Consider the following 20,839-nt stretch of genomic DNA (forward strand, 5'->3'; position numbering starts at 1 on the left):
GCACCGAGACCCTGATCCACGCGTCGCCGCGCACCGTCTGGAAGACCCAGACCGACATCGCCCGCTGGCCGTCCTGGCAGCCCGCCGTCACCAGCGCGGAACGCCTGGACGACGGCCCGTTCCGTACGGGCTCCGCGTTCCACTGGACGATGCCCGTTCCCGCCAACCCCCAGACTCCCGCCACGCGTCTGGACATCACCTCCACCGTCCAGCAGCTCAGGACCGGCTCCTGCATCCGCTGGACCGGCCCCGCCGACGGCGAAGGGCTGCACATCGACGGGGTGCACGTCTGGACCTTCACCGCGGTCAGGGGCGGCGTCCTCGTGCGCACGGAGGAGACCCACACCGGTCCCCAGGTCGACGCCGACGTCCCGGCCGCGACCGAGCTCCTCCGACAGGGCCTCGAAGCGTGGCTGCGTGATCTGACGGCCGCGTCGGAGGCGCCGTCCGCCGCGCGAGCCCTGAGGTCGTGAGGGGCCGCTGAGCGCGGTCTTGTCAGTGGGGCTCGTGGTGGATAGGACTGTGCCGGGAGTGATCACGTACCCGAGGCAAGTGCGCGAACTGCACGGTCCGTTGATGTCCGGTCGGCCGGACGGAAGAAGGTGGGGCAGCTCATGACTCAGGTGCCGAAGACCCGGGTGAGCCGGCGGCGCGTGCTGGGCACGGCGGCAGGACTGGCCGTCGCCGCGACGGGCGCGCGGGCCGGGACGGCGTTCGCGGGGACCGAGCACGGCACGTCCGACGAGACCCGCTGGCGCCGGCACGCCGCCCGGGTCACGATCACCCGCGACGACTGGGGAATTCCGCACGTCGTCGGCGAGAGCGACGCCGACGCGGTGTTCGGGATGATGTACGCGCAGGCGGAGGACGACTTCAACCGGATCGAGCAGAACTACCTCGTCGCCCTGGGCCGCCTCGCCGAGGCCGAGGGCGAGAGCGCCCTCTGGCAGGACCTGCGCCAGCGGCTCTTCCTCGATCCGGCGGACCTGCGCAAGGACTACGCGAAGTGTCCCCAGTGGCTGCGTACGCTGATGCGGGCCTGGGCCGACGGACTCAACTACTACCTCGCCACCCACCCCGAGGTGCGGCCGCGCGTCCTCGACCGGTTCGAGCCGTGGATGCCGCTCAGCTTCTCGGAGGGCAGCATCGGTGGCGACATCGAGTCGGTGCTGCTCACCCAGCTCGAAGCGTTCTACGCCGGCCGTGACGTCCCCATGACCGACGAGGAGCGGGGCCTCGTCCTGCGCGAGCCCACCGGGTCGAACGGCTTCGCGGTCGCGCCCAGCCACACCCGCGACGGCCACGCGCTGCTCCTGATCAACCCGCACACGAGCTTCTTCTTCCGCTCGGAACAGCACGTGACGAGCCGCGAGGGCATCGACGTCTACGGCGCCGCCACCTGGGGCCAGTTCTTCATCTACCAGGGCTTCAACGCCCACACGGGCTGGATGCACACGTCCAGCGGCGTCGACAACATCGACGAGTTCGCCGAGACGATCGTGACGGCGCCCGACGGCACCCGCTCCTACCGCTACGGCGACGCACTGCGCCCCGTCACGACGAAGCGGATCACCCTGTCCTACCGCACCGAGGCCGGCGGACAGGACGAGCGGACCTTCACCACGTACGCCACCCACCACGGCCCGGTGGTGCGCGAGGCCGACGGCAAGTGGATCACGTGTGCGCTGATGAACAAGCCCGTCGAGGCGCTGAAGCAGAGCTTCCTGCGCACCACGACGGGGAACTACGCGGACTACCTGCGCGTGGCGGGACTGCGGGCCAACAGCTCGAACAACACGCTCTTCGCCGACTCGAAGGGCGAGATCGCCTTCCTGATGCCGCAGTTCATGCCGGTGCGGAGCGACCGCTTCGACTACCTCAAGCCCGTCGACGGCAGCGATCCGGCGACCGACTGGCGCGGACTGCACGGCCTGGACAGCATGCCGCGGGTGGTGAACCCGAAGAACGGCTGGACGTTCAACACCAACAACTGGCCCTGGACCGCGGCCGGTGCCGACAGCGCGGACAGCCCCAGGGCCGCCGACTATCCGCGCTACTTCGACAAGGTCGGCGAGAACCCGCGCGGCCCGCAGGCGGAGCGCGTCCTGACCGCGCGGGACGACTTCACCCCGCGGACGCTCATCGACGCCGCCTTCGACCCGTACCTGACCGCGTTCGCCCGTCTCCTGCCGGGGCTCGTCGCCGCCTGGGAGCGGCTGCCCGCGGGCGACCCGCGGAGGAAGGCGCTGGCCGGTCCCGTCGGCCTGCTGCGGGACTGGGACCACCGGTGGTCAGCGAAGTCGACCGCGACGTCCGTGGCGGTGTTCTGGGGCGAGGACATCTGGGCGCTCACCTCCCAGGCCGCCGCCGACGCCAGGCTGTCGGTCTGGGACTACATCGCCGACCGCGCCACCGACACCCAGCGGCTGGCCGCGCTGGAGACGGCGACCGGGCGGCTCGTCCGGGACTTCGGCGACTGGCGGGTCGCCTGGGGCGACATCAACCGCTTCCAGCGCAACGACGGAGCGATCGTCCAGCAGTTCAGCGACGACCGGCCGAGCATCCCGGTGCCCTTCGCCTCCTCGCGCTGGGGCTCCCTCGCCTCCTTCGGCGCGAAGGCGTACCCGGGGACGAAGCGCTACTACGGCACCAGCGGCAACAGCTTCGTGGCGGTCGTGGAGTTCGGGCCGCGCGTGCGGGCCTGGGCGGTGACGGCGGGCGGCGCCAGCGGGCACCCCGACTCGCCGCACTTCGACGACCAGGCGGGCATCTACGCCTCGGGTGACCTGCGGCCGGTCTACTTCCACCCGGACGACCTCGAGGGCCACGTCGAGCGGAGGTACCGGCCGGGCCGGTAGCCCGGCCGCTCCGGCCTACCGCTTGCGGCCCACGCCGCCGAACATCGCCACTTCGGCGGGCTCGTCCGCGCCGGTGTCCCCGACCCGCCAGCGCGAGCACGACACCACGCCCGGCTCCAGCAGGTCGAGCCCGTCGAAGAAGCGGCCGACCTGCTCCGGCGTGCGCTGGTTCAGCCGGGGCGTGCCGTTCTCGTTCCAGAACGCGACGGCCGCGTCCACGTCCGGCATCGCCGGACTGGTGATGGTGTGCGACAGCACGAGGTGGCTGCCGGCGGGCAGGGCGTCGAGCAGGCGCCGCACGATGCCGTACGGGTCCTCGTCGTCGGCGACGAAGATGACGACGCCGAGCAGGACGAGCGCGACGGGCCGGCTCAGGTCCAGGGTCCTGGCGGCGCGTTCGAGGATCTGGTCGACGTTGCGCAGATCGGCGTCGATGTAGTCGGTGCTGCCCTCCGGCGTACTGGTGAGCAGCGCCTGTGCGTGCCGCAGGACCATGGGGTCGTTGTCGACGTAGACGATCCTGGCGTCGGGGGCGAGGCGCTGGGCGACCTCGTGGGTGTTGTCCACCGTGGGCAGGCCGGTGCCGATGTCGAGGAACTGGCGTATCCCCACGTCGCGCACCAGGTGGCGGACCGCGCGCCCGAGGAAGGCCCGGTCGGCGAGGGCGTAGTCGACGATGCCCGGGTGGAGCTGCCGGATCTGCTCGCCCGCGGCTTCGTCGACGGGGTAGTTGTCCTTGCCGCCGAGCCAGTAGTTCCAGATCCGCGCGGTGTGCGGCCGGCTGGTGTCGATCCGCTGGTGGGGGCGGTCGGCGTGCGCGTCGCTGGTCACGGGTTCCTCTCGTGGCGTCCGTCGATCATGGTCTCGCCCCACCCTAGGCGCTGCCGGGCACGGAGACCCGTCGATCGGCGGACAACTCCCTTGACTCTGCGCGGCGTTGAGCCGACGGCTCGGAAGGGTGCCGTCGCTCGCAAACCCGCAGAGGTCCTTGGCGCGCAGGACGTTCGCCCCGTCTTCTGCTCACGGCCGAGTGACCTTCTTCCTGAAAAGGACACCGAGGATGCCGTGGCTCTTGGGCGCGGGAGCGGATGGAATGCCGGGACGGGGTCCGGATCGCGGTCCGGCGGCGGCTGGAGTGCGGGCCGCAGTGCACTGGCGGGCGGGCTGCCGGTGCGCCACACGAGGCCGACGGTCCCGCCCGGGAAGGCCTGAAGTCCTGGGTGTGGATATGCGGTGAAATGCCCGTTGGAATTCCATAAGTGCTCTTGTACGGTGAATTTGCACACATTGCGGAACCTCTTCGCAGGAATTCCCCTCCGTGCCCGGGTCACCGATCGAAGCGGCCGAGAAGCCGCCGCACGGCCCGCGAATCCATCAAGAAGCCCGTCCGCAGATCCGCGTCAGGAGCCGTCATGACGAGCACCTACCACCAGCCCGTGTCCACCGAGACCGTCCCCCCGCGGGACGAGCTGTCCGCCCGCGGCGAGGTGCCGGCGCCGCCCGCCCCGGCCCGGAGCGGCGACGGGCACCAGCGGGCACTCGTCCTGGCCGCCGCCGGACTGCTCGCCGTCATGGCGCTCGGCGTGCTCGTCACCGCCATCGTCCTGCTCCTCGTGTAGCCGGCGGAGCCCGCACTGCTCGAATCCGGGACTTCCGCCCGGCTCGGACGGGACCTACGCCTGATCCCCAGGGCTCCCGTCCGTGATGTTCTTGTTGAATGGTGAAGCACCTGATGGAGCACCTCTGCACCACGGCACCGGCCACGGCCCTGCGCCCGGGCACCCCCGACGCGGCCGCGCTCGCCGATCCCGCCCCCGACGAGGAACGCGTCCCGCTGCACCGCCGCGGACTTCTTCCCCTTCTCCCGGCCGTCCTCCTGGCGACCTTCGCGACGGTCGACGTGGCCACCAGCGAGAGCTTCCGCAGCATCGTCTGGGTCGTCCTCGTCCCGGGCCTGGCCGCCCTGTGGTGCGGCCTGCGGGCCACCGCCGTGTACAGCGTGCTCACCGTGCTCGTGTACGCGGCCGTCGACATCCACTACCCGGGCGGCGGCCTCACCGGACTGCCCGGCTTCATCCTGGTCATGGTCAGCGGCCTGGGCGCACTAGTCGTGTGCAGCGCCCGGCTGCGCGCCCTGCGCCGCACGGACCACATCCGCGAGATCGCCGAGACGACCCGCCGCACCGTCCTGCGCCCCCTGCCCTCCCACTGGGCGGGCCTGGAGCAGGCCGCCGCCTACACCACCGCCGACGTCGCGGCCCAGGTCGGCGGCGACTTCTACGACATCCAGCCCTCGCCGCACGGCAGCCGCCTTGTCCTCGGCGACGTCCAGGGCAAGGGACTCGACGCCGTGGCCTGCGCCTCCGCGCTCATCGGCAGCTTCCGCGAGGCCGCGTTCCACGAGGCCGACCTCGCCGACGTGGCCCTGCGCATGGACCAGCGGCTGCGCCGCCACCAGGAACACGTCCAGGCCCTCGGCAACGACGAGAGCGAACGCTTCGCCACCGCGGCGCTGATCAACTTCCCCACGGCCGAAGCGACGGCCGGCGACACCCACGTCGAGCTCGTCAACTGCGGTCACCTCACCCCGCTCGCCGTCGGCCCGCAGGGCGTCCGGCCCCTCAAGGGCGATGCCGCACTGCCCCTGGGCATGCTCGACCTGACGGACGAGGCCCCGACCTCCACCCTCGTCCCCGTCCGGGCCGACGAGACGCTCCTGCTGGTGTCCGACGGCGTGACCGAGGCCCGCGACGCCGACGGCGACTTCTACCCCCTTGCCGAGGACCTCGCCGCCGCACTGCGCCGCGACCCGTCCCTGGCGGAACCTCGCCGTCTCGTCCGGCACGTGCGCGCGGCCGCCGCACGCCACGCCGCCAACGGCCTGACCGACGACACCACGGTCCTGGCGGTGCGCCGGAACCCCGTCCTCGCGGCCTGACCGGCGGCCCGGTTCAGCCGGACCCCGGCCCGCGCCGCCGCCCCTCGGGACCGGCCCCGCCGACCCGGGGCAGCGCCCGCCGCCCGACGACCACGGCGACCAGCCCCAGAGGGACGGCCGCGACGGCTCCGACCATCCCGTTGCCCGTACCGGGACCGCCGCTGGACGTGGCCAGGTGCAGCACCGCCAGCGCCACGCTGAGCGCCCCGGTCCCGACGGCCGACAGGCCGCCCACCCGTGCGTCGCCGAAGCCGACGCGCCCGGTCGCCCGCGCCACGGCCAGCCGGCCGACGACCAGACCCAGCAGTGCCACGCCCAGCGCCAGATTGGCACCCGTCCTCCCGTCGCCGATGATGCCGCCCTCGGCCGCCGACAGGATCGCCTGCGATGCGTTCATGGCTCCTTCTCCTCTTCCGTCCATGAGGTGATGTGACGTGATGCGAAGTGGCATCGATCGTGCCCGCCGGGCACCCCTGCGGTCGTCCCGCCGGCGCAGACACTTTCCGCTGCCGCCGACGCCGCACACCGGTACGCCCGACGTGGCAGAAAGCGGCCGACTACCACGAGCGCGGTAGTCGCCGGTTCGCCCCCGCGGGCGACTCGCGCCCGATCGGCGCCGGTCTAGGGTGCGCCCATGGGCACAGGACGACTCCGCGTCCCGGCCGGGGCGGGGGACTGGGCGATCGCTCTCGCGGTCGCGGCGCTGCAACTGGGCACCGGACTGACCGGACAGTGGCCCGACTCGGCCGCCGGCCGGCTCGGCTCGGCCCTGCTCGCCTCCGGCGGCCTCGCGCTGGCCGCGCGGCGCCGGGCTCCACGGGCCGTGCTGGCCGTCACCGCACTGTGCGCGGTGGGCTACCAGGCGGCCGGTGTCGAGGTGCTGGCCGTGTCGTACCTGGTCGCGGTGTACGGCGCGGTGCGGGCCGGTCACCGCGTCCTGACGGTGGCCGCCTCCGTGGCCCTCGTGGCCGCCCTGCAACTGACGGCGCTCGCCTTCCGCGACGGGCCGCCGGGCGAGGCGCTGGCCCAGGCCCGGCACGTCCTCGAACTGGCCTGGCTGATCGCCGCGTTCGCCGCGGGCGAGGCGCTGCGGCAGGCCGAACGGCGGGCGGCGGAGGCCGAGCGCACGAAGGAGGAGACCGCGCTGCGCCGCGCGGACGAGGAACGGCTGCGCATCGCCCGCGAGTTGCACGACTCGCTCACCCACCAGATCTCGGTCATCAAGGTGCAGGCGGAAGTGGCCGTCCACGTGGCCCGCCGGCGCGGCGAGCAGGTCCCGGAGGCCCTGCTGGCGATCCAGCAGGCCGGCCGTGAGGCGAGCCGGGAGCTGCGCGCGACGCTGGAGGCGCTGCGCGATGACGACACGACCCCGCCGCCGGGTCTCGACGCCCTGCCCGAGCTGGTGAAACGCTTCGAACTGACCGGCAGGGAGGCTTCGTTGACCGTCGAGGGAACCCCGCGCGACGTGCCCGCCGCCGTCGGCCGCACCGCCTACCGCATCGTGCAGGAGTCGCTCACCAACATCGTCCGGCACTCCGCCGCCACCACCGCGTCGGTCCGCGTCGTGCACGGCCCGCACTCCCTGACCGTCCGGGTCGACGACGACGGCGCGGCCCTCGCGGCCGCCCCGCCCGCAGCGGGCCTCGGGCTGCTCGGGATGCGGGAGCGCGTCACCGCCCTCGGCGGCAGCCTGCGCGCGGAACCGGCGGACGACGGCGGCTTCACCGTGCAGGCCGAACTCCCCGCGAACGGAGCACCGTGATCCGCGTCCTCCTGGTCGACGACCAGTCCCTCATCCGCAGTGGCTTCCGCGCGCTCCTCGACCTGGAGGACGACATCGAGGTGGTGGCCGAGGCCGGCGACGGCGCCGAAGGGCTCGACCTGATCAGGGAGCACCTGCCCGACGTCGCGCTCGTCGACATCCAGATGCCCCGCGTCGACGGGATCGAGTGCACCCGCAGAATCGCCGCCGACCCGGCCCTGGCCGGCGTCCACGTCGTGATCCTGACCAACTACGGCCTGGACGAGTACGTCCTCGACGGGCTGCGTGCCGGAGCGGCCGGATTCCTCGTCAAGGACATCGTGCCGGACGACCTCCTGCACGCCGTACGGGTCGCGGCGCGCGGCGACGCCCTGCTCGCCCCGTCCGTCACCCGCAAGCTGATCGACCGGTACATCAGCCGGCCGGGGCCCCCGGCCGCCGGCACCGGTCTTGCGGACCTGACGGCCCGTGAGCGCGAGGCCGTCGCCCTGGTCGCCCACGGACTGTCCAACGACGCGATCGCCGGCCACATGGTGATCAGCCCGCTGACCGCGAAGACCCACGTCAACCGCGCCATGACCAAGCTCGGCGCCCGCGACCGCGCCCAACTGGTGGTGCTGGCCTACGAATCCGGGCTCGTCACCCCGGGAGACCGCTGACGGCCGCCGGGCGGACCGTCACCATGGGAGCGAAGCCACCGCCAGGACCCGGAGGAGCCGCACCATGTCCGCAGCCCGACCCCCGGCCGGAACCGACGTGCCGCACCAGCGACCCGTCGAGGACGAGCTGACCCAGGCCGTTCTCGACTCGTTCCGCGACACCGAGGACCCGCGCCTGCGCGAACTGATGCGGTCCCTGGTCCGGCATCTGCACGCGTTCATCCGTGATGTGAGCCTGACCGAGGACGAATGGCAGCAGGCCGTCGCCTTCCTCACTGAGGTGGGCCGCAGCACCACCGACCGCCGCCAGGAGTTCGTGCTCCTGTCCGACGTGCTCGGCGCCTCCATGCAGACGATCAACGTCAACCACGAGGCGGTGGACGACGCCACCGAGGCCACCGTCGTCGGCCCCTTCTTCGTCGAAGGGGCCCCGGAGATCCCCCTCGGCGGCGACCTGGCGGGCGGGGCGCCCGGCGAGCCCTGCTGGGTCGAGGGCACGGTCACCGACACCTCGGGAAACCCCGTGCCGGGAGCGCGACTCGACGTCTGGGAAGCCGACGAGGACGGCCTCTACGACGTGCAGTACGGGCCCGACCGGACGGCGGCCCGCGCCCACCTGTTCACCGACGACCGGGGCCACTACGCCTTCTGGGGTCTGACACCGACCCCGTACCCGGTCCCGCACGACGGACCGGTCGGCGCCCTCCTGGCCCGGACCGGACGCTCCCCGCTGCGCGCCTCCCACCTGCACGTCAAGGCGACGGCCGCCGGGCTGCGCACCGTCATCACGCACATCTTCGTCGAGGGCGACCGACTCCTCGTCCAGGACGCGGTGTTCGGGGTCAAGGACTCGCTGGTGAAGAAGTTCGACCGGCAGCCGCCCGGCACCCCGACCCCGAACGGCCGCCGACTGGCCGACCGGAGCTGGACCAGGGTCCGCTTCGACCTCGTGCTCCGGCACGCGTGAGCCCCACGTACTGCCGCACGCCCGAGGAGAGCCAGGAGAGTCAGCCCATGCGGTTCGAGCACGAAACCCTTCCCCAACGCGTCCGCTTCGGCGCCGGTGAGGCCCGGAGCGCGGTGCGTGCCGAGGTCGAACGGCTCGGTGGTGCACGCGTGTTGGTGATCGCGGCACCGAGCGCGGCCGCTGTCGCGCGCACCGTGACCGCCGACCTACCGGTCGTCGCCCACCACACGGACGTGGCGATGCACGTGCCCGTGGCCACCGCCGAGCGGGCGCGGGCCGCCGCGGACCGGCACGGCGCGGACGCGCTGGTCTGCGTCGGCGGCGGGTCGACGACCGGCCTCGCCAAGGCCGTCGCCCTGACGGCGGGCCTGCCGATCGTGGCCGTCCCCACCACGTACGCGGGCTCGGAGGCGACCTGCGTCTGGGGGATCACCGACGGCGCCCGCAAGACGACCGGCGTCGACGCCCGCGTCCTGCCGCGCGCGATCGTCTACGACGCGACGCTCACCCTGACCCTGCCGGTCGGGACGAGCGTCGCCTCCGGCCTCAACGCCCTGGCCCACTGCGTCGATTCGATGTGGGCACCGCGCACCGACCCGCTGGACCAGGCCCTGGCCGCCGAGGGCATCCGCGCACTCGCCGCCGGACTCCCGGCCGTCGTCGACGATCCCGCCGGTCCGGCGGGGCGTGAGCGGATGCTCTACGGGGCGTATCTGTCGGCCCTGGCGTTCTCGTCGGCGGGATCGGGCCTGCACCACAAGATCTGCCACGTGCTCGGCGGCCGCTACGGCCTGCCGCACGCCCAGACCCACGCGGTGGTGCTGCCCCACGTCCTCGCCTTCAACGCCCCCGCGGCGCCGGACGCCGAGCGCAGGATCGCGGCCGCCCTCGACGCGGACTCGGCGCTCGTCGGGCTGCGGCGGCTGCGCCGCACGGTGCACGCGCCGACCGCCCTGCGCGACTACGGCCTCACCGAAGCCGACGTCGACGACGCGGTGCCCGCCGTCCTGGACGCGGCTCCCGCGGACAACCCGCGACCGGTCACCGCGGACGGCGTGCGCCAACTGCTGCGCGCGGCGTGGGAAGGGGCGGAGCCGGTCTGACCGCATGGTGGGAAGGGACGGATTCCGTCCGACCGCGACCGGCCGGGGGACCTAGGTCGCCGGGCCTCGTCCCGATGGACGCCGCGACCGGGCGCGGGACCGATCCCTCGCGCCCCGGCACGGGCCAGGATGCTGGCAGACCCGTTCATCCGTCACAAGGAGCGCATCGTGTCCTACCCCGAGCACCTCGACTACCCGCAGCCCCGCTACCTCGGCCGCCACGGCGAGGTGAACGCCGCCTTCCGCCCCGCCGACTCCCCGCCCGACCTCTCCGGTCCCGGCGGCGAAACCCACTACCTCGCCACCCATGAGTCGACGGGTGGTGAATTCGGCCTCTACCAGGTCGAGTTGGGCCCGAAGTCCGCCGGAGCGAAGGTGCACTTCCACCGCGCCATGTCGGAGTCCTTCTACGTCCTGTCGGGCGAACTGGAGCTCTACGACGGCCAGAAGTGGGTCACGGGCCGCACCGGCGACTTCCTTTACGTGCCCGTCGGCGGCCTGCACGGCTTCAAGAACGTGACCGACGAACCCATGTCGATGCTGATGCTGTTCTCCCCGGGCGCGCCCCGCGAGGAGTACTTCGAGCGGGTCGCGGAGATGTCCCGGCGCGGCGCCGACGAACTCAAGGAGTTCCGGATCCGGCACGACAGCTACTTCGTGGAGGACTTCGACGACCCGGACGAGCGGTGATCCACCCGGACCAGGGGTGAATCCTTTCCGGATCTCCCCGCCTCTTATCGGTGTACCGGCCGGACGGGCCGGTGGAACCGGGAGGAAACACCGATGATGGTCACTGGCTTCGTGGTGGTCGGAGTACTGCTCGTGGGCGCGTGCAGTTGGCATCTCATGCGGCGCTACCGGAGCCGGAACTGACCACCCCTGCCTACGGAGCCTCCCGAGATGAGCACCGCATGAACCCACGCGTCCCGTGGCCGGACGAGCGGCTGATCAAGGCCGCCCAGGACGGCGACGTCACCTCGCTCACCACCGTCGTCCTGCGCTCGCAGCCGCACGTGCGCAGGTTCGCCCTGTCGCTGTGCGCCTCCCCACAGGACGCCGAGGACGCGGCGCAGGAGGCACTGATCATCCTGTACCGGAAGATCGGCACCCTGCGGGCCACCGGCGCGCTCGCCTCGTGGATGTTCCGGATCGTGCGCAACGAATGCCTCCGGCAGGTTAGACGGCTCGTCCCGCGCGGCGGCGGCGACGTCGCGGCCGAGCCGGAGGCAGCCGCGGCACCGTCCGCCGAGGAGGCGGTGCTGCACAGGCTGGAGGTGGAGCGGATCGCGGCCGCGGTGTGCGCGCTGCCTCCTGACCAGCGGCAGGTCCTGATCATGCGGGACGTGCAGGGCCTGCCGGGCAAGTCCGTGGCCGACTCGCTCGGACTCAGCAACGCCGCGATGAAATCGCGGCTGCACCGGGCCCGTGCGGTGCTGCGCCACTCACTGACGACGACGGACCGAACCGTCGCCCGACCGGTCGGAGAAGAGCCATGACCGTGATCCACACCGACGAGCCCGTGCGGGCGGAACAGTCGCGGACCGCCGTGCAATCCGCGCCGACGGGGAAGGACTTCGCCAGCCGGTCCGTCGCGCGCCACCTGGCGCGCGGCGCCGTCGGCTTCGGGCTGATCGCCGGCGCGGTCGGCCTGGTGCCCGTCCTCGGCCCGGCCGCCCTGCTGGCCGCCCCGCTGGCGCTGATCGCCTTCCGCGGCTGCCCCACGTGCTGGCTGATCGGCCTCGCCCAGACCGTCTCCCGCGGCCGTCTGGAGCGCCGGTGCGCGGACGGCGTCTGCACGCTGACCAAGGCACACCCCAGGGGTCACTCCGAGGCGCACCCCCCGTACCACCGCTGATCCGTCCGCTGACGGCAACGCCCACGAACCGCCGTTGCACTGTGCAAAGATGCCGAGAGGGCTTGGTTGCCGCGATGTCCGATCCGTCGACCCGTGGGCGTTGGTATGAAGCAGATCCCCGCCTTGCTGTTCGTCCTCCACGTCGCCTGCGCGCTGTGCAAGGTGCAGGTGGCGCGGCTGGAGTTCGCGCCGCCGGGAGTGCACCCGGCGAGCTGGTACGCCTGGGCGGCCGTCCCGCGCCGGACGTACGCGGGCCGGCGGGATCCCGACGCCTGGTGGCTGATCGTGGAGAGCGACGGTCAGGACAACGGCCTGGGGGAGAACGTCACGGAGTCCGAAGTGCTGCGCTACCGGGCGGCGTTCGTCTACCCACGCAGCTACGACCGGGTGCACACGGCCGGACTGAAGGGGAACGCCGGGTACTGCGACCGGTGCGACGTGCCGTACTGCCGGCGGCACTGGGGCGCGGCGCACGCGGGGCAGCCGGAGAAGTGCCCCCGCGGGCACGGGCGTTGACCGACCGCGCGTCTTCGCCGTACTCACCGGACGTAGTCGGGGCGGCGGCGGGTACAAAGGTGCCATGGCCAGGAGGGCGGCTCCAGCGATGCGGATGGACGACGTGGACGCGGTGACCCGCGCGGTGCTGACGGCGTCACGGGTGCTGGTGGCCGTGTCCGCGCGGTCGCTCGCCGAGGTCGAGGACCGGGTGACCCTGCCCCAGCTGCGCATGCTCGTGGTGCTCTCCACGCGCGGGGCGACCAAACTCGTCACGCTGGCCGAGCTGTTGGAGGTGGCACCCTCGACGGCGATGCGGATGGTCGACCGGCTGATCGCGGCCGGTCTCGCCGACCGGCGGGTCAACCCGGACAACCGGCGGGAGACACTGCTCGACCTCACCGACGAGGGGCGCCGCACGGTCCAGGAGGTCACGGCGCGCAGGCGGCGGGAGTTCGCGGCGATCGTCGAGCGTCTGGCCCCGCAGCAGCGGACCGCGCTCATCGCGGCGCTCACCGACTTCAACGAGGCGAGCGGGGAACCGCCGGCCCCGCTCCCGGACGAGGAGACCGGCCTGCATCCGCTGGGCTGGGCCGACCCGCCGAGGGCCGGCTGACCGGGCCATTCCCACCGGCCCATAGCCGACAACACCGTAAGTGCCCGAATAGGCGGCCATATTTCACGTGTTGCGGGCGGGGTGTAACGCATTCCGACAGTCGAGGCGCAGAGGGGGAGAGGAGTCGGCAGACGCCCAGGGCTGCATTTCTGTCCCGGGGCGTTCGTGCCGGCATGGCAACTCATCAGATCGGAATTTCTCGTGAGCAATCCAGACCCGGTTTCCGGATACTCCACGTACCAGCAGCCGCCCGCGCCGGAGCGCCCGGCGCGCCGTCCCGACAACGGGCGGCGCCTGGCGCTGACCGTCTGCACGATCGCGGACACCGCCGCCGGTCTGCTGGTTCTGTGGGTCCTGCTGTACCTGCTCGACGCGAACCAGGCGAACGTGTTCGTCGATTTCGTGCACGGAACGGCGGACTGGCTGGCCGGGTGGTCCCAGGACATCTTCACGATGGACACAGAAGGTCTACGCGTCGTCCTCAATTATGGACTTCCTGCGGTTCTGTATTTGCTGATCGGTCACGGAATCGCTTCCCGGCTGAACCGGGCATGAATTCCCTGCGGGTTCTTGCCGAGGGCCAGAAAGGGCCACGGAAGACCTACTACGGCTGAAGGACCGACTGTGATGCGCAGCCCTACCGAGAACGTTCCGCACCCGATCTACGACGACCTGGTCCGCGAGTTCGGCGACGTCGTCGCCGAGGCCCAGGTCGCCGCCGAGTTCATGCAGCACCAGGCGGTGCGGCTGCTCGGCGCCCCGTACGAGGCCCAACCGGCCCGGCCCGGCACGCTGCCCTGAGCCGCCGTACGGAGAGGTCCGGCCCGGCCGTCGCCGAGGCGGCGGCCAGGCCGGTCAGTACCGCAGGTCGGTGCGGAGGATGTGATGGTCCGAGTACCGGCTGGAGCGCACCCGGTGCGCGAGCGGGACGATGCCCCGCAGGAAGACGTAGTCGAACTTGAGGTGCCAGTCGGTGGTCGGCTCGCAGGCAACGCCGAGCGCCGGACGGCACCCGGGATCGGTGTCCGTGGCCCGCGCCCACATCGGGCCGAGTTCCGCGGAGTCGGGCACGGCGTTGAAGTCGCCGAGGACGATCGCGCGATCGTGCCGGGCCACCGCCGCGGCGAGCACCCGGACCTGCCCGGCCCTGACCGTCTCCTGGCGCCGCTGGGCGAGGTGCGTGTTGAAGACGCGGACGGACCTGCCCGCCACCGTGGTGGTGACCGCCACGTACCCGCGGTCCTCCGAGCCGCCGTCGGGGTACTCCACGACCGTACGGCCGGTCATCGGGGCCGCCGAGAGGATCGCCTGGCCGAAGCCGCCGGGACTCCACGGCAACCCGCCGCACCGCCCCCAGTTCCGCAGGACCGAGCCGTACGCGACGTGGTAGACCAACCCGTACAGGTTCTCCAGATGGTCCCTGATCTTCTCCACGTCCCGCACGCACGCTTCCTGCAGGCCGACGACCTGCGGTGCGTACGTCGCGATGTCCGCCGCCCGGCCGACGTCGTAGCCGCCGCGGCCGCAGGGGTTGCAGATGTTCCACGTCATGACCCGGTTCGGCACGATGTCCTCGGCGGCGCCGGCCGGCAGCGGCTTCGGGACGAGGGCGCCGCTCGGTGCGCTCGGGCCGATGAGCACCAGGCAGGCCGCGGCCATGGCACCGGCGAGCCAGCGCATGCCTCTTCCGGGCACGGTCCCCTCCTCACAACCGATGCGCAGGGCATCACTCGGCGTCCTGGGCACGAGGGTAGAGGACGGGTCCGCGAGCAGGGCCGAACTCCTGCCCAGGTGAGGGAAGTTCCGGCCAGGGGCCTGGCCGGTCACCCGGCCGGGCCCCTTCCGAACGGCGTCGCCTACACGACGGCGCCGGTGTCCTCCCGCCGGGCCCGACGCGCCTCAAGGGGACTGCGCGCACCGGTAGTTCGGCCCGGTCCGCCACCGCCGCGCCGGCGCGGTCCGCCGGCCGGGCTGCGCCGTTCCAGCGTCACGGCCATCGGCACGGCCGTGAACACCGTGGACGCCATGCCGATCACCACGCCCGCGATGAGCGCGAGCGAGAAGTCGGCGAGCGAGTCGCCGCCCAGGACGGCGAGCGCCGCGAGGATGAACAGGGCGCCCATCCCGGTGTTCACCGTCCGCGGCAGCGTCTGGATCACCGCCTTGTTGGCGGTCCGCTCCAGCTCCGTCCGGGGATCACGCCGACGCGCCTCGCGCACCCGGTCGAAGACGACGACGGTGTCGTTGACCGAGTACCCGATGACCGTGAGCAGCGCCGCCAGGAACACGCTGTCGACGGGCCGGCCGAGCCAGGCGAACAGCCCGACCACGATCAGCACGTCGTGCACCATGGCGCTGACGGCGGCCGCCGCGAACGTCCACCGGAACCGCACGCTGAGGTACGCGAGCTGGGCCAGCACGGCGATGCCGAGCGCCACGAGCGCCTTCACCCGCAACTCGTCGCCCAGGCTCGGACCGATCATCTCGTCGCGCTCGACGGTCACCTCACCGCCCGGCCCGGCCAGCGCCTCCTTGACGGTGTGCTGTTCGTCGTCGCTGAGCTCTCCGGTGCGCACGGAGATGCCGCCGTCGCCGGACTCCTGGACGACGGCCCGCGGGAACCCGGCGTCGGACACGGCCTCCCGGGCGGTGTCCACGTCCACGGTCCTGCTGGTGCTGTACTCCACCATGCGCCCGCCGGTGAACTCGACGCCGAAGTCGAGCCCGCGCACGACGATCCCGGCGACGGCCACGACCACCAGGAGGGCGCTCGCGCCGAGCCAGCGCCGCCGGTGCCGCACCAACTGCGGATCACGCCGCGCCAGCCAGGACCGCACCCGCCCGGTGGACGTGATGCCGGTCCACCGCGGGCGGGCGCGCACGAAGCGGCGCCGTACCGCGAAGTCGGCGAGCACCCGGGTGACGACCAGGGCCGACACCATCGACGCGACGACGCCGATGGACAGCGTCACCCCGAACCCCTTCACCGGGCCGGTGGCGCAGAAGAACAGCAGTCCGGCCGCCAGCAGGGTGGTGACGTTCGAGTCGATCACCGCGCTCCACGCCTTGCCGAAGCCGCGCGCGACGGGCTTGTCCAGCGCCGTGGACCGCGTGCCCAGATACTCCTCCCGGGCCCGTTCGAAGACCAGCACGTTCGCGTCGACCGCCATCCCGACGGCCAGCACGAACCCGGCGAGACCCGGCAGCGTCAGCGTGGCACCGAGCGCGACCAGCGCCGCGTACGAGATGAGCCCGTACAGCGCGAGCGCGACCGTCGCGAGGGCGCCGAGCAGCCGGTACACCGCGACGACGAACAGGGCTGTCAGCGCGAGACCGATGAGAGCGGCCTGCGCCGACGCCTCGATCGCGTCGGCGCCCAGCGTCGGGCCGACCGTGCGCTGCTCCACCACGTCGACCGGCACCGGCAGCGCGCCGCCCTTCACCAGCGCCGCCAGATCGCGGGCCTCCTCCTGCGAGAACCCGCCGGTGATCCGGGTGTCGCCGCCGGTGATCCCGGTCGGGCACGGCACGTCCGGGTTCATTCCCGGCGCCGAGATGATCTTGCCGTCGAGAACGATGGCCACGCGCCGCTCGGGCGCGCCCTGTGCGGCGCAGGCCGCGGCGCCGGTGAGCCGGGCCCAGTCGCCGGCCGCGTCCTTGCGGAAGGCCAGCCCGACCGTCCAGCCGGCCATGCCCTCCTGGTCGAGGACGGCGTTCGCGTCCTTCACGCCGTCCCCGCCGAGGGCGGCCTCGCCGAGCCGCAGATAGGTGCCGGCGGCGTCCGGGTCGGCGAGGGCGCGCGAGCCGTCCCGCGGCTTCTCGTCGGTGACGCCGGTGACGGGATGCATGGTCAACTGCGCGGTGCGGCCGATCACATCGGCCGCCTCGCGCGGGTCCTGGACCCCGGGCAACTCGACGATGATGCGCCGGTCGCCGGAGCGGGACAGGCTCGGATCGGACACGCCCAGCGCGTCGACGCGCTGGCGCAGCACCTCCAGGGCGCGGTCGGTGGACGCGGCGTCCGCCGCGGTTCCGGTGTCGGGGGAGTCCTGGGTCTCCAGGACGATCTGGGTGCCGCCCCGCAGATCGAGCCCCAGGGTCGCGGACCGGGTGAGGGCGATGGCGAGGGAGACGGCGATCACCACGAGGGCGATCAGCGCACGCCACAAGGGCATGCGGGACTGCTTGGGGGACATGTGACTGCTCCACGGCAGGACGAAGGGGCAGCGCCCGGCCGTGGGTGACGTCAGGCGCTGATGACGGTGGCTTCGCTGCGCGGGCCGTGCGGCGGCGCACGCGGCGCGACCGTTCCCGTCCGGACCCGGCCGCACTGCCCGCCGGACGTGGCCGCCGAGCCGGGACCGACGCGCGGGTGCACCGGCACGCGCGCGTGCGCGAGGGCGGCGACCGGCGGTCCGGTGTGCGGCTGCGGCGCCGCCTCGGGGTGCGCCACGCGTCCGGCGTGCGCGGTGAGGACGGCGTACGCGGCCGGATGCCCACCCCACGCGGCGGTCGGGGCAGGGCCCTCCGGCAGCGGGCCCCGCACGTCCTGCGTCGCCGCCGGCACGAAGAACGTGAACAGGGACAGCAGCGCCGCGGCGGCCAGCACGACGACCCGCGAGGACGCGGGCGCGGGGCGCTGCGGCACGACTGCCTCCCTGCCTTCTCGTACGGACGTGCGCGGACTGTCTGGCACCAGGCTAAGGGGCCCGCTCACCCGGGGTCCCAAGTAGGCTCACCGAATGTGCCGTTACGCCGAGAAGACCTACAAGCCGCACTACGCGTGCGTGCGCTGCCGGGTCGCGTTCAAGCGGCACCCGGGCCCCGGCGGACACCGGTGCCCTCGTTGCGCGGAGCCGATGCTGTGCGCCGGACGTGACTTCGCCGCCCCGCGGCGCCGGGACACCAGCGCCTGGACCGTCGTGGCGGCGGTGCTGAACGCCGGACTGCGCTACGAGGGCCGCGACGCCTGCGGCTGCGGCAGGGACCGCTCGTTCCGTCCGCGCACCCGGGCGCAGTTGCGGGCCCGGCGCGTCGCGGCGGCCCGGACCGGTGTCCCGCTCGCCGAGGTGCTGGGGCGGCCGGACCCCTGGACCACGCCGTGATCCCGTGCCTGCGACCTGCGTCGCCCGACAGCCCTAGTCCAGTTCCCGGTCCTCGTACACCGCCGCCGGTACCCCGACGTCGCGGTAGATGAGCGACGCCTGCTGCCGGAGCCGGTCGGCGGTGTCGCCGTCGGACGTCCGGCGGGCCCGGGCGAGTACGGTCAGGGCGCGGGCCTCGCCCAGCCGGTGGCCGGTCTCGCGGTGGGTCGTGAGTGCTGCCTCGCCGAGCGAGACCGCCGTGGCGTACGCCGATCCGGCGCAGGCCACGGAGCCGAGGACGGTGAGGGCCTGGCCCTCCACCACGCGGAAGCCGTGCGTACGGGCCAGGGCCAGGGCTTCCTCGGCCGCCTCGCGGGACTCCTGGTGGTGGCCCAGGCAGTGCCGCGTGCGGGCGAGCCCCATGAGGCTGTCGGCCTCGGCGCGGCGGAACCTCGCCCGGCGGGCCAGGTCGAGGGCCTCGGTGTCGGCCCGGAGGGACGCGTCGAACCGGGACCGGCTGCGGTGGGCGGATGCGACGGTGTTGAGGATCCCCGAGCGGATCCAGGGCCGGCCCGGGTCCCTGACCATCCCGAAGGCCCGGTCCGTCAGCGCCAGCGCCTCGTCGTGCCGGCCGAGGTCGACGTGGATCCGCGCGGCGGCGTCGAGCATCATCGCCCGGCCGTTGCGGTACCCGCCCCGGTCGTCGACGGTCACCTTGGGGCCGAGGACGGTCAGGCCGTCGGTGAAGCGGCCGAGCTCCCAGTACACCCAGCCCAGGATCTGCAGCGCCAGACTGTCGTCCCACCAACTCACGTGCGTGTTGCGGCTGATGACCCGCTCCAGGTGGCGTGCGGCCTCCGGCAGCCTGCCCAGGTCCCGGGCGGCCATCCCGAGCCCGAGCAGTCCGAACGCCTCGAAGTAGCGGTTCCCGATGGCGTCGGTGATCCCGACGCCCCTGGTGAGGCACTCGTGCGCGCGCTCAAGACGGGCGGTGCTCCAGTCCACGAAGCCGCTGACGCCGTGCGCCGCGGCCTCCGCCTCCGGCCAGCCGATCTCCCGGCCGATCTCCAGGACCCGCTTGCAGTGCTCCGCCGCCTCCCGGGGCCGGCCCAGGTCCCACTCGATGATGCCGAGGTGGCTGTGGAGCACGGCCTGTCCCTGGGCGTCGCCCTCGGCGACGGCGGCGTCCAGCGCGGTCCGGGTGAGCGCGTTCCAGGTCGCCCGCGGCAGATGGAGCCAGAAGTGGCCCAGCGAGGACGAGATCAGGTGCACGGCGACCGAGTGGGGACCGTGCAGGCCCGCGTGGCCGATCACGGCGAGCAGATTGGCGCGCTCCACCTCCAGCCAGTGCGCGGCGTCGGCGGCCGACGGCAGGCCCGGCTGGTCGGCGGGCCCCAGGGAGTCGGGCAGTACCGGGTGGAACCAGGTGCCCGCGGCGGCGCGGGTGGCGTGCACGTACCAGATGAGGACGCGCTCCAGCGCGGTGTTCCGGTCCTGCGCCGTCTCCTCGGCGCGTGCGCACTCCCGCGCGTACTCTCGCAGCAGGTCGTGGAACCGGTAGCGGCCCGCCGCCGCGGGATCGATCAGATGGGCGGCGGCGAGCGTCCCGAGCAGTCGTCTGGCCCGGGCCTGCGGTACGGCGAGCAGCGCGGCGGCGACCTGCGCGGTGAACTCGGGCCCGGGGAACAGGCCGAGCAGCCGGAACAGCCGCCGCGCGTCCTGAGGCAGCACCCGGTACGAGACGGAGAAGGCCAGCCGCAGCGGCGAGTCCGTGGGACCGTCCAGCTCCAGCGCCTCCAGACGACTGCCCTCGGACATCTCGTCGACGAGATCGGCGATGCCGAGACCCGGATCGCCGGCGAGCCGGGCGGCGGCCACCCGCAGGGCGAGCGGCAGGCCGCCGCAGAGCCCGATCAACCGGTCCGCCGCGACCGGCTGATCGGCCAGTCGTTCCGCGCCGAGCGCCTCGGCGAGCAGTGCCCGGGCCTCGTCGGGGAACAGGGTGCCGAGAGCCAGGGCCTGCGCCCCGTCGCGGACCACCAGATCACCCAGCCGGTTGCGGCTGGTCACGACGACACAGCAGGACGCACTGCCCGGCAGCAAGGGACGGACCTGCTCCGCCGACGCGGCGTTGTCCAGCAGGACGAGCAACCGCCGGTCGGCGACCAGCGTCCGGTACGCGCGTGCCTGGGCCTCCTCGTCGGCGGGGATCTGCGACGCCTCCACCCCGAGACTGCGCAGCAGCATCTCCAGGGCCTCGCCGGCGGCCAGCGGCGGCCGCTCGTGGTCGAACCCGTGCAGGTTCACGTACAGCTGGCCGTCCGGGAAGCGCTCACGGACCTGATGCGCCCAGTGGACGGCGAGCGCGGTCTTGCCTATGCCGGCCGCGCCGCCGATGGCGGAGATCACCACGGCGCTCGCCGACGCCCGGCCCGGACCCAGCGGCACCATCGCGTGCAGATGGGCGAGTTCGTCGGCCCGGCCGGTGAACCCCGGTGCGGC

At 73.1% G+C, this 20,839-nt stretch carries 22 protein-coding genes; 16 read left to right on the forward strand and 6 right to left on the reverse strand.

Features of this window, described 5'->3' with window-relative positions; genetic code table 11:
• Positions 1-473: SRPBCC family protein (locus tag M4J07_RS36750; RefSeq protein WP_255979436.1), on the forward strand; the 473-nt coding region annotated here is incomplete at its 5' end.
• Between the two features lie 141 nt (positions 474-614).
• On the forward strand, positions 615-2,858 hold the full coding sequence (locus M4J07_RS36755; protein WP_255979438.1) for a penicillin acylase family protein: 2,244 nt from the start codon (positions 615-617) through the stop codon (positions 2,856-2,858).
• Between the two features lie 15 nt (positions 2,859-2,873).
• Here the strand turns inward: M4J07_RS36755 and M4J07_RS36760 are convergent, their stop codons facing one another.
• Positions 2,874-3,689, reverse strand: coding sequence for an SAM-dependent methyltransferase (locus M4J07_RS36760; protein WP_255979440.1), 816 nt, complete (start codon positions 3,687-3,689; stop codon positions 2,874-2,876).
• Positions 3,690-4,270: 581 nt separating this feature from the next.
• Between M4J07_RS36760 and M4J07_RS36765 the strand changes: the two genes are divergently transcribed.
• A complete protein-coding gene (locus M4J07_RS36765) occupies positions 4,271-4,477 on the forward strand; it encodes a hypothetical protein (protein WP_255979442.1) in 207 nt (68 codons plus the stop codon).
• A gap of 98 nt (positions 4,478-4,575) precedes the next feature.
• Positions 4,576-5,796: a PP2C family protein-serine/threonine phosphatase gene (locus M4J07_RS36770; protein WP_255979444.1), complete on the forward strand. Its 1,221-nt coding sequence runs from the start codon at positions 4,576-4,578 to the stop codon at positions 5,794-5,796.
• Between the two features lie 13 nt (positions 5,797-5,809).
• Here the strand turns inward: M4J07_RS36770 and M4J07_RS36775 are convergent, their stop codons facing one another.
• Entirely contained in the window at positions 5,810-6,193 is a 384-nt protein-coding gene (locus M4J07_RS36775) for a DUF6223 family protein (protein ID WP_255979446.1), read from the reverse strand.
• Positions 6,194-6,430: 237 nt separating this feature from the next.
• Here M4J07_RS36775 and M4J07_RS36780 point away from each other — a divergent pair, with 237 nt between their 5' ends.
• The 11 genes from M4J07_RS36780 to M4J07_RS36830 all read left to right on the forward strand — a co-directional run bounded on the left by M4J07_RS36780 (position 6,431) and on the right by M4J07_RS36830 (position 14,054).
• Positions 6,431-7,558 (forward strand): sensor histidine kinase, encoded by a 1,128-nt coding sequence (locus M4J07_RS36780; protein WP_255979448.1) that lies wholly within the window; start codon positions 6,431-6,433, stop codon positions 7,556-7,558.
• Complete coding sequence (locus M4J07_RS36785; protein ID WP_255979450.1) at positions 7,555-8,217, forward strand: response regulator; 663 nt, start codon at positions 7,555-7,557, stop codon at positions 8,215-8,217. Before M4J07_RS36780 ends, M4J07_RS36785 begins: the two co-directional genes overlap by 4 nt.
• A 64-nt stretch (positions 8,218-8,281) precedes the next feature.
• Positions 8,282-9,184 (forward strand): dioxygenase family protein, encoded by a 903-nt coding sequence (locus tag M4J07_RS36790; RefSeq protein WP_255979452.1) that lies wholly within the window; start codon positions 8,282-8,284, stop codon positions 9,182-9,184.
• 47 nt (positions 9,185-9,231) lie between these two features.
• On the forward strand, positions 9,232-10,287 hold the full coding sequence (locus M4J07_RS36795; protein ID WP_255979454.1) for a maleylacetate reductase: 1,056 nt from the start codon (positions 9,232-9,234) through the stop codon (positions 10,285-10,287).
• A gap of 168 nt (positions 10,288-10,455) precedes the next feature.
• Positions 10,456-10,977: a cupin domain-containing protein gene (locus M4J07_RS36800; protein ID WP_255979456.1), complete on the forward strand. Its 522-nt coding sequence runs from the start codon at positions 10,456-10,458 to the stop codon at positions 10,975-10,977.
• 221 nt (positions 10,978-11,198) lie between these two features.
• On the forward strand, positions 11,199-11,783 hold the full coding sequence (locus M4J07_RS36805) for an RNA polymerase sigma factor (RefSeq protein ID WP_255979458.1): 585 nt from the start codon (positions 11,199-11,201) through the stop codon (positions 11,781-11,783).
• Entirely contained in the window at positions 11,780-12,142 is a 363-nt protein-coding gene (locus tag M4J07_RS36810) for a hypothetical protein (protein ID WP_255979461.1), read from the forward strand. Before M4J07_RS36805 ends, M4J07_RS36810 begins: the two co-directional genes overlap by 4 nt.
• A 105-nt stretch (positions 12,143-12,247) precedes the next feature.
• A complete protein-coding gene (locus M4J07_RS36815; RefSeq protein WP_255979463.1) occupies positions 12,248-12,658 on the forward strand; it encodes a hypothetical protein in 411 nt (136 codons plus the stop codon).
• A gap of 64 nt (positions 12,659-12,722) precedes the next feature.
• The gene (locus M4J07_RS36820) at positions 12,723-13,253 is read left to right on the forward strand and encodes a MarR family winged helix-turn-helix transcriptional regulator (protein ID WP_255979465.1); all 531 of its coding nucleotides are present in this window, start codon (positions 12,723-12,725) and stop codon (positions 13,251-13,253) included.
• 201 nt (positions 13,254-13,454) lie between these two features.
• The gene (locus M4J07_RS36825) at positions 13,455-13,808 is read left to right on the forward strand and encodes a hypothetical protein (RefSeq protein ID WP_255979467.1); all 354 of its coding nucleotides are present in this window, start codon (positions 13,455-13,457) and stop codon (positions 13,806-13,808) included.
• 72 nt (positions 13,809-13,880) lie between these two features.
• Complete coding sequence (locus tag M4J07_RS36830) at positions 13,881-14,054, forward strand: hypothetical protein (protein ID WP_255979469.1); 174 nt, start codon at positions 13,881-13,883, stop codon at positions 14,052-14,054.
• A 54-nt stretch (positions 14,055-14,108) separates the two neighbouring features.
• Here the strand turns inward: M4J07_RS36830 and M4J07_RS36835 are convergent, their stop codons facing one another.
• From M4J07_RS36835 to M4J07_RS36845, 3 genes are all read right to left on the reverse strand, one after another.
• Positions 14,109-14,933, reverse strand: coding sequence for an endonuclease/exonuclease/phosphatase family protein (locus tag M4J07_RS36835; RefSeq protein ID WP_255979479.1), 825 nt, complete (start codon positions 14,931-14,933; stop codon positions 14,109-14,111).
• Between the two features lie 176 nt (positions 14,934-15,109).
• Positions 15,110-17,449 (reverse strand): protein translocase subunit SecD, encoded by a 2,340-nt coding sequence (gene secD, locus M4J07_RS36840; RefSeq protein WP_255979471.1) that lies wholly within the window; start codon positions 17,447-17,449, stop codon positions 15,110-15,112.
• A gap of 50 nt (positions 17,450-17,499) precedes the next feature.
• Entirely contained in the window at positions 17,500-17,901 is a 402-nt protein-coding gene (locus M4J07_RS36845) for a hypothetical protein (RefSeq protein ID WP_255979473.1), read from the reverse strand.
• 94 nt (positions 17,902-17,995) lie between these two features.
• Between M4J07_RS36845 and M4J07_RS36850 the strand changes: the two genes are divergently transcribed.
• Positions 17,996-18,358 carry a hypothetical protein gene (locus M4J07_RS36850; RefSeq protein ID WP_255979475.1) on the forward strand — a complete coding sequence of 121 codons (363 nt, stop codon included), beginning with the start codon at positions 17,996-17,998 and terminating at the stop codon, positions 18,356-18,358.
• Between the two features lie 33 nt (positions 18,359-18,391).
• On the opposite strand, the gene M4J07_RS36855 is transcribed toward M4J07_RS36850, so the two are convergent.
• A partial coding sequence (locus tag M4J07_RS36855) for an ATP-binding protein (protein ID WP_255979477.1) occupies positions 18,392-20,839 on the reverse strand: 2,448 nt, incomplete at its 5' end.

The sequence above is a fragment of the Streptomyces longispororuber genome, from assembly GCF_024448165.1.
GTDB classification, from domain to species: Bacteria; Actinomycetota; Actinomycetes; order Streptomycetales; family Streptomycetaceae; genus Streptomyces; species Streptomyces longispororuber_A.

Excerpts from the sequence above, each read along its gene's own strand:
- M4J07_RS36810 (WP_255979461.1), top strand. The coding sequence starts at position 11,780 with ATGACCGTGATCCACACCGACGAGCCCGTGCGGGCGGAACAGTCGCGG.
- M4J07_RS36815 (WP_255979463.1), top strand. The coding sequence starts at position 12,248 with ATGAAGCAGATCCCCGCCTTGCTGTTCGTCCTCCACGTCGCCTGCGCG.
- M4J07_RS36790 (WP_255979452.1), top strand. The coding sequence starts at position 8,282 with ATGTCCGCAGCCCGACCCCCGGCCGGAACCGACGTGCCGCACCAGCGA.
- M4J07_RS36795 (WP_255979454.1), top strand. The coding sequence starts at position 9,232 with ATGCGGTTCGAGCACGAAACCCTTCCCCAACGCGTCCGCTTCGGCGCC.
- M4J07_RS36830 (WP_255979469.1), top strand. The coding sequence starts at position 13,881 with ATGCGCAGCCCTACCGAGAACGTTCCGCACCCGATCTACGACGACCTG.
- M4J07_RS36850 (WP_255979475.1), top strand. The coding sequence starts at position 17,996 with ATGTGCCGTTACGCCGAGAAGACCTACAAGCCGCACTACGCGTGCGTG.
- M4J07_RS36770 (WP_255979444.1), top strand. The coding sequence starts at position 4,576 with ATGGTGAAGCACCTGATGGAGCACCTCTGCACCACGGCACCGGCCACG.
- M4J07_RS36835 (WP_255979479.1), bottom strand. The coding sequence starts at position 14,933 with ATGCGCTGGCTCGCCGGTGCCATGGCCGCGGCCTGCCTGGTGCTCATC.
- M4J07_RS36780 (WP_255979448.1), top strand. The coding sequence starts at position 6,431 with ATGGGCACAGGACGACTCCGCGTCCCGGCCGGGGCGGGGGACTGGGCG.
- M4J07_RS36805 (WP_255979458.1), top strand. The coding sequence starts at position 11,199 with ATGAACCCACGCGTCCCGTGGCCGGACGAGCGGCTGATCAAGGCCGCC.
- M4J07_RS36755 (WP_255979438.1), top strand. The coding sequence starts at position 615 with ATGACTCAGGTGCCGAAGACCCGGGTGAGCCGGCGGCGCGTGCTGGGC.
- M4J07_RS36820 (WP_255979465.1), top strand. The coding sequence starts at position 12,723 with ATGGCCAGGAGGGCGGCTCCAGCGATGCGGATGGACGACGTGGACGCG.
- M4J07_RS36775 (WP_255979446.1), bottom strand. The coding sequence starts at position 6,193 with ATGAACGCATCGCAGGCGATCCTGTCGGCGGCCGAGGGCGGCATCATC.
- M4J07_RS36765 (WP_255979442.1), top strand. The coding sequence starts at position 4,271 with ATGACGAGCACCTACCACCAGCCCGTGTCCACCGAGACCGTCCCCCCG.
- secD (WP_255979471.1), bottom strand. The coding sequence starts at position 17,449 with ATGTCCCCCAAGCAGTCCCGCATGCCCTTGTGGCGTGCGCTGATCGCC.